The organism is Dokdonella sp. GW821-FHT11D02 (assembly GCF_058808595.1).
This window is the reverse complement of record NZ_CM179520.1, coordinates 2,495,562-2,508,374: the sequence shown is the minus strand read 5'-3', so window position 1 is coordinate 2,508,374 and position 12,813 is coordinate 2,495,562. Positions and strand designations below refer to the sequence as shown.

At 62.7% G+C, this 12,813-nt stretch carries 14 protein-coding genes; 8 read left to right on the top strand and 6 right to left on the bottom strand.

Translation table 11 applies throughout. The features are described 5' to 3' along the window. The first annotated feature begins 46 nt into the window (after positions 1–46). The 7 genes from AC3QL3_RS10570 (at position 47) to AC3QL3_RS10540 (ending at position 6,593) form a co-directional block, all read left to right on the top strand. Complete coding sequence (locus tag AC3QL3_RS10570) at positions 47–706, top strand: glutathione S-transferase family protein (protein WP_492898762.1); 660 nt, start codon at positions 47–49, stop codon at positions 704–706. Positions 707–949: 243 nt separating this feature from the next. Continuing rightward, entirely contained in the window at positions 950–1,762 is an 813-nt protein-coding gene (locus tag AC3QL3_RS10565; RefSeq protein WP_492898760.1) for a COG4705 family protein, read from the top strand. Between the two features lie 360 nt (positions 1,763–2,122). After that, positions 2,123–3,322, top strand: a complete 1,200-nt coding sequence (locus tag AC3QL3_RS10560; protein WP_492898758.1) for a cytochrome-c peroxidase — start codon at positions 2,123–2,125, stop codon at positions 3,320–3,322. A 21-nt stretch (positions 3,323–3,343) separates the two neighbouring features. After that, entirely contained in the window at positions 3,344–4,714 is a 1,371-nt protein-coding gene (locus AC3QL3_RS10555) for a porin (protein WP_492898756.1), read from the top strand. Positions 4,715–4,746: 32 nt separating this feature from the next. Continuing rightward, a complete protein-coding gene (locus AC3QL3_RS10550; RefSeq protein ID WP_492898754.1) occupies positions 4,747–5,253 on the top strand; it encodes an FMN-binding protein in 507 nt (168 codons plus the stop codon). A 6-nt stretch (positions 5,254–5,259) separates the two neighbouring features. Further along, complete coding sequence (locus AC3QL3_RS10545; RefSeq protein WP_492898752.1) at positions 5,260–6,129, top strand: FAD:protein FMN transferase; 870 nt, start codon at positions 5,260–5,262, stop codon at positions 6,127–6,129. 107 nt (positions 6,130–6,236) lie between these two features. Next, a complete protein-coding gene (locus AC3QL3_RS10540; RefSeq protein ID WP_492898750.1) occupies positions 6,237–6,593 on the top strand; it encodes a hypothetical protein in 357 nt (118 codons plus the stop codon). A gap of 109 nt (positions 6,594–6,702) precedes the next feature. On the opposite strand, the gene AC3QL3_RS10535 is transcribed toward AC3QL3_RS10540, so the two are convergent. Beyond that, complete coding sequence (locus AC3QL3_RS10535) at positions 6,703–7,086, bottom strand: hypothetical protein (protein ID WP_492898748.1); 384 nt, start codon at positions 7,084–7,086, stop codon at positions 6,703–6,705. 191 nt (positions 7,087–7,277) lie between these two features. On the opposite strand from AC3QL3_RS10535, the gene AC3QL3_RS10530 reads away from it, so the two are divergent. Then, positions 7,278–9,494, top strand: coding sequence for a TonB-dependent siderophore receptor (locus AC3QL3_RS10530; RefSeq protein ID WP_492898746.1), 2,217 nt, complete (start codon positions 7,278–7,280; stop codon positions 9,492–9,494). 19 nt (positions 9,495–9,513) lie between these two features. Here AC3QL3_RS10530 and AC3QL3_RS10525 read toward each other — a convergent pair whose 3' ends face one another. The 5 genes from AC3QL3_RS10525 to AC3QL3_RS10505 all read right to left on the bottom strand — a co-directional run bounded on the left by AC3QL3_RS10525 (position 9,514) and on the right by AC3QL3_RS10505 (position 12,746). Then, positions 9,514–9,915, bottom strand: a complete 402-nt coding sequence (locus tag AC3QL3_RS10525) for a VOC family protein (protein WP_492898744.1) — start codon at positions 9,913–9,915, stop codon at positions 9,514–9,516. Between the two features lie 158 nt (positions 9,916–10,073). Beyond that, a complete protein-coding gene (locus tag AC3QL3_RS10520) occupies positions 10,074–10,271 on the bottom strand; it encodes a DUF4926 domain-containing protein (protein ID WP_492898742.1) in 198 nt (65 codons plus the stop codon). Continuing rightward, entirely contained in the window at positions 10,252–10,542 is a 291-nt protein-coding gene (locus AC3QL3_RS10515; RefSeq protein ID WP_492898740.1) for a hypothetical protein, read from the bottom strand. The genes AC3QL3_RS10520 and AC3QL3_RS10515 overlap by 20 nt, the downstream gene beginning before the upstream one ends. Before the next feature lie 33 nt (positions 10,543–10,575). Then, a complete protein-coding gene (locus tag AC3QL3_RS10510; protein ID WP_492898738.1) occupies positions 10,576–11,040 on the bottom strand; it encodes a nuclear transport factor 2 family protein in 465 nt (154 codons plus the stop codon). A 50-nt stretch (positions 11,041–11,090) separates the two neighbouring features. Then, positions 11,091–12,746: a hypothetical protein gene (locus tag AC3QL3_RS10505; RefSeq protein WP_492898737.1), complete on the bottom strand. Its 1,656-nt coding sequence runs from the start codon at positions 12,744–12,746 to the stop codon at positions 11,091–11,093. Positions 12,747–12,813: the final 67 nt, after the last annotated feature.

Here is a 12,813-nt window from a genome sequence, read left to right as displayed (position 1 = left end):
ATCGTGCGGACCTCCTCGATAACCGACACTCGGACGACGCCGACCGATGAAGCGCATTCTCTACAGCGGCACCCGCAACGCATCCAGTTGGGCACTGCGAGCTTGGTTGGGACTTCGCGAAGCCGGCGTGCCCTTTGAAGAAGTCGTTGTGGACATCCGCGTTCCGCAGCGATTCGACAACCTGGCGGCGATCGCGAAGTTCTCTCCTCCTGGTGCGGTTCCCGTGCTCACCGAGGGAGATGTCGTCATCTACGACTCCCTGGCCATCATGGAGTACGCGAACGAATTGGCCGACGGGAAGCTGCTTCCCGCTGAAATCAAGAAGCGGGCGCACTGTCGTTCGCTGCTTGCATGGCAGCACTCGGGGCTATCGAACATCTGCCCGAGGCTGTCATTTGAAGCCTCTTTCTACGTTGAAAAGCGGGCAATGACGAGCGAGGAACAAAAACAGGCTGCGCGGATATTCGCGGTGTGGGAAGAGGAACTCGCCGACAGCGGCGGACCTTTTCTGACTGGACAATTGTCGCTGGCCGATTTGATGTTCGTTCCGACGATTCAACGTTTGACCACGCACATGGAATACAAGACCGCATGGCCGCTGACCCATCTCTGGATAGAGCGGATGCTGGCGCTGGAGTCCGTGTCCGAGTGGCTGACTGAAGCCTACGCGATGCCGCCAGTCCGATTGGACGACTACTTCGAGTAGCGGTAGCCATCGGCAGGCCGAGCGGCTCGAAGTTTTCGAGGAGCCTTCGGCAGGCGTGCTCAACTTAAGCTCGACCTAAGCTGGCCACGATATCGTGCCTTCATCAGGCAAGAGGCTCACGCACGCATTGTCGTCGATGACGTCTCTCTCTTCGGGTTGCGGCGCGAAGCCGCGCAAGCCAGTAGCGACGATCTCACGCAGCTTATGCCCACATCTCGACGCGCCGGTTCAACTCACAGAAAGTTGGGCGATACGCGCCGGACGAGCGCAGCGTTCTCCATCGCCGAGGAGGCGAGCAAGACGTCGCCCTACGACGCAGCCAACAAGGTTGCGTCCGTCACGATCGGCTTCTGGATACTCAAGATTTGCGTCACGACGCTAGGCGAGACGGCCGGCGATCTTTTTTCCATGACGTTCGGAATCGGCTACGCGGCGAGCTCGCTGCTACTGCTGGGATTTTTCGTCGTAACCCTGATCGCCCAGCTCCGCGCAGAACATTTCTACCCGCCGCTCTACTGGGCCGTCGTTCTGGCGACGAGCACCGCGGGTACCACCGTGTCCGACTTCATGGATCGTACGCTCGGTCTTGGCTACGTCGTTGGAACAGCGCTGCTGATCGTCGTTTTGCTGTTCGTCCTGGCGTTGTGGTTGTGGAACGTGGGCACGCTCTCCGTCGAGCGAATACGCGGACCGAAAGCGGAGGGCTTTTACTGGAGCGCGATCCTGGTGTCGAACACGCTCGGCACGGCGCTCGGCGACTGCCTCGCAGACAGCTCGGGCCTCGGATTTCTGGGCGGCGCTTCCTTGGTCGGTGCGGCCATCGCCGTGCTTGCTTCGCTGTATTTCCTGCCGCGGGTGAACCGCATCGCATTGTTCTGGGCCGCGTTCGTGCTGACTCGCCCGTTCGGCGCGACATTCGGCGACCTTTTGACCAAGGGCCACGACCTCGGTGGTTTGGGTTTCGGGACGGCCGGCTCTTCTGCTGTCCTGGCGACCGTCCTCGTCGTCGGCCTTCTGATCGCGCAACGTACTAGCCGCACGAAAGGCTCCCCATGAAGTTTCCTTCCGGGCGGTGGTTTGCACTCGGCTCGGCGGCGTTCGCCGCGCTTACCGGCTGGACCCTCTGGCCAAGGTCGCGCCGATCGACAGACTCATCATCCTGTTTGCGATCGCGCTCGGTGTGCTCTTACTTCGAATGCGGCACGATGTTGTCGTCGAAGCGCAGCCTAGCTTGGCTCGTTCAAGCGTCGAGTGCGGCAGAAGCCACCTCGCCGTCGATCCCTACAGACGACTCAGGCGGAGCGCTCTCTTAACGCGTTGACAACAACGAAAGGACGACTGAGAATCGTTCGCATATTCCGGCGGGGAAGCGCCAGCGTGGGTATACCTTGGGGCAAGCGAAGCGCGTTGGCGTCCTTGTCCAACGCGCAACGGATCGTTGTAGTCGCGCTGCTGCTTTGCAGCCCGTTCCATCTTGTTCGAGCGGACAGTAGCCTGACCGCCGCCTCACTCGGTCGCGAGATCTTCTTCGATACATCGCTCTCCGCATCCGGACAAATGTCGTGCGCCACTTGCCACGACCCCGCGCACGCGCACGCGCAAACGAACGCGTTGGCCGTGCAATCGGGCGGTGCGAACCTCGACGTACCGGGATTCCGCAGCGTCCCTTCGCTCCGCTACATGACGACACAGGCCTTCTTCTTCGATAGCGAAGGCACTCCGACCGCCGGCTTCAATCGCGACGGCCGCGCCGCCACGCTGATCGATCAAGCGGAGCGTCCGTTCCTGGCCGCACATGAGATGGCGAATGGCGACGCCGCGACGGTCGCCGGCAAACTGGCGGTCGCCAGCTACGCAGACGATTTCAAGGCGCTGTTCGGCGCACACGTTTTCGACGACGCCGACGCGGCTTTCCTGAGCGCGCGCTTCGCCATTGCGGCGTACGAGAAATCATCGGCGGAATTCCAACCGTTCGATTCCAAGTACGACCTCTTTCTGCAAGGCAAGACCATGTTGTCGCCATCGGAGCTGCGTGGCTTCGCGGTGTTCAATCGGGCCGACAAGGGAAACTGCGCCGGCTGCCATCCGAGTAGGCGCGGCAGCGACGGATCGCCTCCCCTCTTCACCGACTACACCTACGACAACCTGGGTGTGCCGCGAAACGTGCAGATTCCGGCCAATTCGGATCCAGCCTACTTCGATCTCGGCCTATGCGGACCGGAACGGGCCGATCTCGATGCACAACGTGATCTATGCGGCGCATTCAAGGTGCCCACCTTGCGCAACGTCGCGACGCGACTGGTGTTCTTTCACAACGGCCAGTTCACGAAACTGCGCGACGCGCTCCGCTTCTACGTCAGACGCGACACCAATCCCGAGGAGTTCTACTCGCTGGATGCAGGCGGCGCGGTCCAGAAATTCGACGATCTACCCGTGGAACTGCATCGGAACGTGAATACCGAAGAGGTTCCCTACGACCGCCATCCCGGTCAGGCACCGCGCCTGGACGACGGCGAGATTGACGATTTGATGGCGTTCCTCGGCACATTGACGGACGGCTACGACCCGGCGACCGACACCGCTGATCCAGCGCGTAACGTGCCTCCGGCACCGTGACGAAATCTCAGGGAGAAGATCATGTTGCGTAGTTCCGTGCCGCTCGCGGCACTTGCCGCCGGCTTGCTCGCCGCATTGCCCGCGCATGCAGACGAAGAGAGTCTGCGTAAGGAGCTCGATGCGCTGCGCGCCGAGGTCGGCGCCTTGAAAGCCGAAGTGAACGCGCTGCGCAACTCGCCGAAGGCGACAACCCCTGCGGCGAGCCAGAGCAGTGTGGCGAGCACGCCGCCACCTACGACTGCGGTGGCTCCGGCACTCGCCGATCGCAACAGCACGAGCGGCGATATTGCCGCGGCTCCAGCCTCCGGTTCCGGCATCGCCGTGAACGACAGCACGCGCCTTTGGGGCTACGGCGAACTCAACTACAACCGCCCGACCGGCAAATCCGCGAACACCCAGGCGGATGTGCGCCGCGCTGTGATCGGTTTCAGTCATGCGTTCGATGAAGACACGCGTGTCTACGGCGAGCTGGAATGGGAGCACGCCGTGGTCTCGGCCGACGACTCGGGCGAAAGCGAAGTCGAGCAACTGTATGTCGAGCATCAGTGGAATCCGGCCGTCGCGTTCCGCGCAGGTCTAACTTTGATTCCGTTCGGCTTCCTCAACGAACGCCACGAACCGACCAACTACTACGGCGTCGAGCGAAATTTCGTCGAGACGGCGATCATCCCGTCGACCTGGCGCGAGGGCGGTTTCTCGGCGCTCGGTACCACCGACTTCGGTCTGAGCTGGAACGTCGGCATCGTCACCACACAGGATCTCAACAAGTGGGATCCGACCGATCCGGAATCGCGCGCTTCTCCGCTCGGCGCGATTCACCAGGAACTGCAGCTGGCGAAGGCGCACGATCTGGCCGTCTATGCGGCGGCGAGTTGGAAGGGGATTCCGGGTCTTGAGTTGGGCGGCGGTGTCTTCACGAGTGACCTGGGGCAAGGTCAGAAAAACTCGTTGGCGGACGACTCGCGCGTGACGATCGGTGAAGTCCATGCGCGCTGGCAACCCGGACCGTTCGATTTTTCTGCGCTGTATTCGCGTGGAAAGATCACCGATACCCAAGCTCTCAATCTGACCTTCATCGGCAGCCCGTATCCGGTGCCGAAGTCGTTCTGGGGCGGCTACGTGCAGGGAGCTTGGCGTGTCTGGCAAAAGAGCGATTCGTCTCTCGCGCCGTTCGTACGCTACGAAGAATTCAATACCGCGGCTTCATACGCCGACGTTCCGCTCGGCCTCGGTGTGCCCAACGCCCCTACCGAGAAAGTCTGGACCGTGGGTCTGAACTACTACATGACGCCGCAGGTCGTCTTCAAGGTCGACTACCAGCATTTCAACCTGACCGATGAGCTGCTCGGCTACGACACGCGATTCGACGTCGGCGTCGGCTATCAGTTCTGACCATGGCGAGTTCACCGCGAGCGCGTTGGCTGTTGCCGGTCGGTTTGTTGAGTGTACCGGCCTACCACGCGGCCTACGCGACGCAATACCTCAGTGTCGAGGAAGCGCAGCGCGCTGCGTTTTCTGAGGCGAGCGAGTTTCGCGCGCAGCCGCCGATCGACGCAGAGACGGCCACCGCGCTCGCCGCACCGGGATGGTCGCCGCAGATCTGGCAAGCGCGCGCCGGTGAACGTAGCCTCGGTTGGGTGTTGGTGGATCGTGTGATCGGCAAGAGCGAACTGATCACCTATGCCCTCGCATTGGACGACAAGGGCGCGATCAAGTCGATCGAGATCATGGAGTATCGGGAAACGCACGGGTCCGAAATTCGTCTTCCGGCCTGGCGCCGCCAGTTCACCGGCAAGACGGCACAGGATCCGGTACAGCTCGATCGGGACATCAAGAACATCTCGGGTGCAACGCTGTCATCTCGGCACGTCACCGAGGGTGTCCATCGGTTGCTGCAACTGTACGAGCGTTCGCTCCGTTCCGTGAGCTGAAGCGCGATGCGCGAACTTGCACGCGCGCGTCCCCTGCTCGGGACTTTCGTCGAAGTTCGCGCCGCCGGAATGCCCAGCGCGGACGCGCTCGCCGCTATCGAGCGGGCCTTCCTCGAGATCGGTGAAGTTCACCGATACATGAGCTTCCACCAAGCGGACAGCGATCTCTCGCGCCTTCATCGCGCTGCCAACGGAAAGGCGATCACCGTAAATTTCCGCACCCATGAAGTGCTTGCGCGCGCGCTGCATTTCGCGCAAGCGTCGAATGGATGCTTCGATCCGTGCGTGGCAGCCGAATTGGTCGAGCTCGGCTGTCTGCCGCCACCGCATGCGGCGCGAGAAACGGAGATCGGAGCGACTTGGCGCGACATCGATCTGTCGGACCGGCGGCGGGTTCGGCTTCGGCGCCGTCTCTGGATCGACCTGGGCGGAATTGCCAAGGGTTATGCGGTCGACCGCGCCATCGACATTCTCCGTGACGCCGGTGCCGCGTCGGCTTGCGTCAATGCCGGCGGAGACTTGCGGCGCTTCGGCGCGACAGCGGAGGCGGTCGAACTGCGCCTCACACCGAACACAGACATCCGAGTCCCGGCACTCGAGGTCGCCGATGGTGCTGTAGCCACCAGCATTGCGACCCCGGCGAGGCGGCAATCGGCAGGCAGGTTGGCTGCTGCGCACGTTCACGGCCGCACGAGGAGATCTCTGCGCGCGGGACGTTCGGTCAGCGTCGTCGCGGCCGACTGCTGCACCGCGGACGCGCTGACGAAAATCCTGCTTGTCGACCTCAGGATCGGCAAGCGCCTGCTGCGCACGCATTCCGCCAGCGCCTGCGTCTATGACGAACGGCGTGGTTGGTCCATGCTGCACCGCTCATGAAACCGCGCCGTTCGCATCCTTTCACGCATTCCCCAGGTCGCGGCCGCCTTTCTCGGACCCGAGAGAGACTGATCTACGCAGTCGTCGGCGGGCTTTGGGCGAGCGGTGTGGGCTGGCTGGTGTTTCGATACTTTCTTCGGCCCGTAGGCGAGTTTGGCGAGCTTCCGCATCCGCTGGAAGCTTGGTGGCTGCGGCTTCACGGCCTGGGTGCGTTCGTCTTTCTGTGGCTTCTCGGCGTGCTCTGGGTCACACACCTCGTCCCCGCCTGGCGCGCTCAACGGCGCTGGAGCGGCATCGTGCTCGCGTCGATCACTACGTTGCTGGTCGCGACTGGATACTTCCTCTATTACGCAAGTGAGGGTTTTCGCGACGTCGTCGGACTGATGCATTGGATCGTCGGCATCGCACTGCCGCTGCCGTTGCTGTGGCACTCGATTCGTGGACGTGCGAAACGCCGAACCTGACGTTCGCTCCGACAGAGCGCAGCGAGCAGTACGATCGCGGAGCCCTGCGGCATTGCCTGGAGCAGCGCCGTCGCTTTCCAAATCGTCGTTCGCGCCTGCCTCGCGCCACCTATGGGAGTGGCAGGCTTTCATCGCCCCGCACTTCAGTGACGATGAATTTTCTGCGGCGTTTCCTCTCCAGGTGCTTGGCCTTGGAGATCAACTGAGCGTAGAACGCCGAGTATTCCTGCTCGGATATCTCGCGGTATCGGCGCCCCGGCTTGAGCACGTTCTGAATGAAGCCATCGACTGTGGGCTTCTCGACCGTTTGCGTGTGCATGCGGTTGTTGGCGCGATGCGGAGCGACGATGTCGATCGAGAAGTCAAACAGAGTCCCTTCGATCTCATGCCCCGACTCGCATTCGCGAATGGCCACCAATCGGGTTGCATCGGACGTATCGAAGCGAATGGATTCCGCGGATATGCACTCGGCAGAGATGAAGTAACGAGGCATGCGTCGTTGCAGCGAGGTCGATGCGTCGAGGATAGCCGCTAGAAGCCGTTTGAGGCATTCGACGCAACGCCACGAATCTTTCCAGCGACTGTCGTCCGTCTTGGTGAATCGAAGTCGTCTCGGTGCGTGGCGGGGTGACGAACTGCGTTTGGGCAGGCAAAATAACTGATAACCATTCGCATTTGAGCGCCATGCCCTCGCACACCCGATCCTTCGCTTCATCCCGTTCTATCGCTACTGGTCGCACGGTGCTGGCCGGCGCCTTGCTCGTCGTCCAGCTGACGCCGCTCCGCGCCGCCGAAGCGAATGCGGAAGCCGCGGACAAAGAACGCGACAAGAACACCGTCGAGCTGGAAGCCGTGGTGACGACGGCGTCGGATCCGGGCTATACCGTGCCGAGCAGCGCGGCGGCGACGAAGCTCGATCTCTCGCCGCGCGATACGCCGCAGTCTTTGACCGTGATCACGCGCCAGCGACTCGACGATCAGAATCTGACTTCGCTGCGCCACGTGCTCGACAGCACCACCGGCATCTACTCGGACGCCTACGATTCCGAGCGCGTGTTGTTCTTTTCGCGCGGCTTCGTCATCGACACGCTGATGGTGGATGGTGTGCCTGCGTTGTCGTCGTTCGACACCGGATCGATCAACGAAACCTTGGACACGTCCCTTTACGACCGCATCGAAGTCGTGCGCGGCGCGACCGGACTCACCAGCGGTGCCGGCAGTCCTGCGGCCTCGATCAATCTCGTGCGCAAGCACGCCGACAGCAAGACGCCGCGCTTTGCGGCCGACCTGACCGCGGGCTCGTGGCGTGATGGGCGTGTCGAACTGGACGCGAGCGCGCCGCTGAATGCGGACGGCAGCCTGCGTGCGCGCGGCGTCGCCGTGTACGAGGATCAAGGCTCCTACCAAGCGCTCTACCACAAGAAAACCGCTGTGCTGTACGGCATCGTCGACTGGGACGTAACGCCGGCGACGCTGGCCTCCGTCGGATTCGACCATCAGGCCAACCGTCCGCGCTCCAATACGTGGGGCTCTTTTCCGCTGTTCCTTGCGGACGGGGCGCCGGCGAACTGGCCGCGTTCGGTGACCACGGCGGCGGACTGGACGTTTTGGACGCGCCGCACCGATACGGTCTTCGCGGAACTCAGGCACAGCTTCGACAACGGCTGGACGGTGCAAGCGTCGGCGGACTGGCGACGCTTCCGCGAAAGCGCGGAGCTGCTCTATATGTCCGGGTTCCCGGACCCCGAAACCGGCGAGGGCTTGACTGCGTCCGCTTACAAGAACCGCGGCAACGTCATCGAGCGCGCCGTGGACTTGTATGCGAGCGGCCCGTTCGAAGCATGGGGCCGCCAGCACGAACTGGTGGTCGGCTACAACGGCTCGCGATCGACCAATACCGGAACGGAAAGCCAGCCACTCGGCGAAGAGCTGCCCGCCCCCGGCAATTTCTTTCACTGGGACGGCTCCTACCCGCGGCCCGAATTCGGGCCGGCCACGCCCCTCAACAACATCTACACGACGCAAAACGGGCTGTACGCAGCAACGCGCTGGTCGCTGGCCGATCGCTTGAAGCTGATCGCCGGCGCGCGTTACGCAACGTGGAAGGTCGATTCGGTCTACGCCTACGACACGCCCAACGCGTCGACCTACGACTTCAAGCGCACGATCCCCTACGCAGGTCTGATTTACGACCTCAATTCCACCTACTCGGTGTTCGCGAGCTACACCGGCATCTTCAAGCCGCAGAACGCACGCGACATCAACGGTCACTACCTCGATCCGATCGACGGCAAGAGCTATGAGATCGGCATCAAGGGCGAACATTTCGACGGCCGCTTGAATACGGCGCTCACGCTGTTCGACACCCTGCAGAACAACGTCGCCGCGCCGGTGTTCGATCCGGAGACGGGCGAACCCGTGCTGCTGCCGGATCATTCGCAGGTTTCGCAAGCGCTCGACGGTACGCGTTCGCGCGGCTTCGAATTCGAAGTGGCCGGTCGCCTCGCCGAGGATTGGCAGACTTCGTTCGGCCTGACACGCACGCTGATCCACGACGGCAGCGGCAAGCCCGTGCGCACGTTCATTCCGCGCACTCTGCTGCGCTGGTTCACGACCTGGACGCCGACCACATGGATATCCGGATTGACCCTCGGCGCCGGCGTCAACTGGCAGTCGGAGAGCAGCACCTTCGTGAGCTCGCCCAACGACGGCACGATCTTTCGCCAAGGCAGCCTGGCGCAGGTCAGCCTGATGGCGAAGTACGATCTCTCGACACACGCCTCGCTGCAGTTGAACGCGAACAACGTATTCGATCGAAAGTTCTATGTGCTCGACGAGTACGACAACACCTACTACGGCGCTCCGGCCAACGCGTCTCTCACCTTGCGAGTGACTTACTGAGCCGCGGACACCGATGGCATCACCGACCGTGTTGCCAGCTTTTGTAGACGAACTCCAGACTGTATCCGTCGAGGTCTCTGACTTGGGCGGCGTAATAGCGCGGGTCGTAGTGAAGCTGCGGTCCAGGAGGATGGATCTCGGTCGCTCCTGCCGCCATCGCTGCGGCATGGGCTTGATCCACCATCGCTTCGGAATCGGCCACGAAACCGACATGAGCGGCAGCGGGCGCCGCCACTCCTTGTCTGAGCCAGAAGAACACCCGGCCATTCGCACCAAATCCCTTGAGGTCCGGGTGGCCGGGCGGTCCTAGGCGGCCGTCGTAGTCCAGACGAACCGTGATGCCGAGCGGCGCGAGTACGGCTGTGTAGAACTCGATCGAACGCGCGGTGTCGCTCACCGAAAGAAAAACGTGGTCCAGCATGGCAGTGCTCCTGTTCTGCGGCGCACGCAAGTACCGGCCGATCAAACCTCGCACGAAGCTGCCGATCCGCGCGCCGAATGGGCTGCGTTCCGTGCCGGGAAACTGAGAAGTAAGAGCCGCACAGTACGCGCAATGCGGATGCGCCACTATCCGCTTGGTCACGCCACCGAGACAAACTGAGTGGGTCGTAGTGCGAGCTGAGCCACGACACGCCCACTCTCATCGCAGAACTCCACTTCATACGCCTCGTGCGGGTCGGCGAACACGGCGACGATCGCACCGACAAGTCCTTTGGGGAGTGACGGACTTGGAATGTCGTCGACTAAGCGAACGACGTCATGGATCTGCGGCTTCATAGGGAAGCGTCCTGCTCTCGAGTTCGCCGGCATCGGCCAGCTGTCGCAAAACCGAATCAATGATCGCGGCGTTGAGTTCGCTGACTACGATCATGTGCGTCTCGCCGAGATGCAGGCGAGCCTGCGTTCCCTCGACGAAGTCGCCGATCTGCGCCAGAGCGACAGGCGTGACGAAGAACAACCAGCGCTTACCCGCAGGGAAGTCGATCGTGACCTCGACGGAGCCCGTCTGAGCGGTCTCGATCGGATCGCCGATGGTGTAGGGAAACATCGTGCAGCTTCTCTGCCGGCGAATCTCGAACGCTCAGAAGCCAAGGTCGCTCAGACTGGGGTGATCGTCCGGCCTGCGGCCGAGCGGCCAGCGCAGACGGCGCTCGCTTTCGGTAATGGGGTGCTCGTTGATGCTGGCGTGACGGGTGTGCATCAAGCCGTCCGCATCGAATTCCCAGTTCTCGTTGCCGTAAGCGCGGAACCATTGGCCGCTGTCGTCGTGGAACTCGTAGGCGAACCGCACCGCGATGCGGTTGCCGCCGAACGCCCACAGTTCTTTGACCAAGCGATAGTCCAGTTCGCGCGTCCACTTGCGCCGAAGCAGCGCCACGATTTCGGCACGGCCGGTGGCGAACTCCGCGCGGTTTCGCCAGCGGCTGTTCTCCGAGTAAGCGAGCGATACCTTGTCGGGATCGCGCGTGTTCCAACCGTCTTCCGCGAGCCGGATCTTTTCGATGGCGGTGTCGCGAGTGAACGGAGGCAAGGGAGGTCTGGACACGGCGCTTACTCCTATCGTGATCGTGTGGGCTGGTCGCAAGCAGCTCGCTGCTACTTCGCCTTGCCGACGATCAAATTGTCCATCGCGGCCCAATCGAAGTCGAGGTCTGCCGGCGGCGGCATCGGCGTCGTAAAGGCGATGCTGACGATCGGTTGCGTCGAGGTGTAGCCGTGGAAATCGTCCGCGCCGGTCGCGGTCGCGTCGAAGGTTCGCGTACTGCCGTCGCTTAGAGTGAGCGTCATCGTGAGTCCTGATTGCGACAGCGGTGTTCCGCTGCCGCCATCGACGCCGTAGAAGTTGCCGCCGACGGCGGTGACGGGTTCGCCGGTGAACGTGACGACGATCGAAGCGACCGAGTTGCCGTCCGAGAGTACCCCCGGATAAAACCAAAGGTTGTCCGGTTCCGGTGACGAATCGACCGTGTAGGCGATGCCGGAGGTCTTGTCGTGATAGTCGCGTGCCGGCTCCTGCGCCACGCTTTCGCCCAGCTCGTCGAATCCGTTCTCGTAGTAGCCCGCGGCGATTCCGCCGAGGAACGCCGTGCGGTCGGTGTAGGCTCCGGGCAAACCGACGACCGTGGTCGAGCTCTCGAAGCCATCGCAAAAGACCGCGTCGTCGACGCCCTCCGGGCAGGCGGAACTCGTCGTCGCAGCGGTCACCGTCAGCACGAGCGGAACCTGGATCAACGCATGCGTCGGATCGTTGGTCGTGAGACAAACGACAGCGGGGTACACGCCCACCGACAAACCGTTCGCCGTCGCGTTTGCGGTGAGCGTGATATCTGTACTCGAGCCGGCACCGATCACGCCGCTCGCGGGCGAAACCAAAAGCCAAGGTACGGCCGCGCCGGAGCAATCGGTGCCGGTGGTGGCTGCATAAGTCAACGATTGGCCGCCTTCGGCATTGGCGAGCTGGATCGCCGCCGCCGCGGTCTCGTTTTCAGCGGCGATCAGCGACAAGGCCAGCGAATCGGGCGATGCCGCGGCCGCGGGCGGCGGCAGCGAGCCGAGACCGGAAACCGTGACCGCATTGCCGTCTCCATCGAAGGTCGCATCGATCATCGTGGCCGGAAACGCCGCGGTGCCGGTCGTGCGCAATTGCACGTAGCCGTAGCAGACGCCGCTCGCCACCGGATTGGGCAAGCGCCCGTCGCAGTTGAAGCGCACGCCGAGCGCCGCGACGGTGCCCAGACTCCATTCGTCTGCGACTTCCGATGGGAAGTCTTGAAACGTGCTGCTCGGACCGATCGTGTCGCCGTCGTGCAGCGCCAGCGCCAAGCCGTCGGAATCCACCGCAATCGCGGCGCTGTGCATGGCGAGAGGCCAAGCCACCATCCCTCCCCCGCCGTTGGAGAAGTTGACGTCGTAGTCGCCGCTGAGCGAGCCGTTGTCGTCGTACGCGCCAGTGACGAGGTTCAACGAGGTTCCGAAGAAACTGTCGTGGATCAAATGATCGATGTCGACGTGAACGACGCCGTTGCTTTGCGACCGGGCAAGTCCACTGCCGGCGAGCAGTCCACCCACCAGCGCGAGATTCAGAACAAGACTCATGCGGGACTTCATTCGACATCTCCTTGGGCGCAGGTCGGAACCCGGCGGATCTCCGGGCAAGTGAGCACGCGAGACGCTCGCCCGTTCGCCAAGGCGTTCAGGCATCGACAGCTTTGAGGGCCTCCGCCGAGCGACGTCGCCGTCGACATCGGACACGGCGTTTCGGCCGCCGCGACGACGGATCGAGCCTTAGACGACTGTGGTTGCAGCTAGGCGGGTGTGT

What these genes read in the sequence shown, in the direction of transcription:
- AC3QL3_RS10570 (WP_492898762.1), top strand. Translation starts at nt 47, where the DNA reads ATGAAGCGCATTCTCTACAGCGGCACCCGCAACGCATCCAGTTGGGCA.
- AC3QL3_RS10555 (WP_492898756.1), top strand. Translation starts at nt 3,344, where the DNA reads ATGTTGCGTAGTTCCGTGCCGCTCGCGGCACTTGCCGCCGGCTTGCTC.
- AC3QL3_RS10545 (WP_492898752.1), top strand. Translation starts at nt 5,260, where the DNA reads ATGCGCGAACTTGCACGCGCGCGTCCCCTGCTCGGGACTTTCGTCGAA.
- AC3QL3_RS10535 (WP_492898748.1), bottom strand. Translation starts at nt 7,086, where the DNA reads ATGCCTCGTTACTTCATCTCTGCCGAGTGCATATCCGCGGAATCCATT.
- AC3QL3_RS10530 (WP_492898746.1), top strand. Translation starts at nt 7,278, where the DNA reads ATGCCCTCGCACACCCGATCCTTCGCTTCATCCCGTTCTATCGCTACT.
- AC3QL3_RS10525 (WP_492898744.1), bottom strand. Translation starts at nt 9,915, where the DNA reads ATGCTGGACCACGTTTTTCTTTCGGTGAGCGACACCGCGCGTTCGATC.
- AC3QL3_RS10520 (WP_492898742.1), bottom strand. Translation starts at nt 10,271, where the DNA reads ATGAAGCCGCAGATCCATGACGTCGTTCGCTTAGTCGACGACATTCCA.
- AC3QL3_RS10515 (WP_492898740.1), bottom strand. Translation starts at nt 10,542, where the DNA reads ATGTTTCCCTACACCATCGGCGATCCGATCGAGACCGCTCAGACGGGC.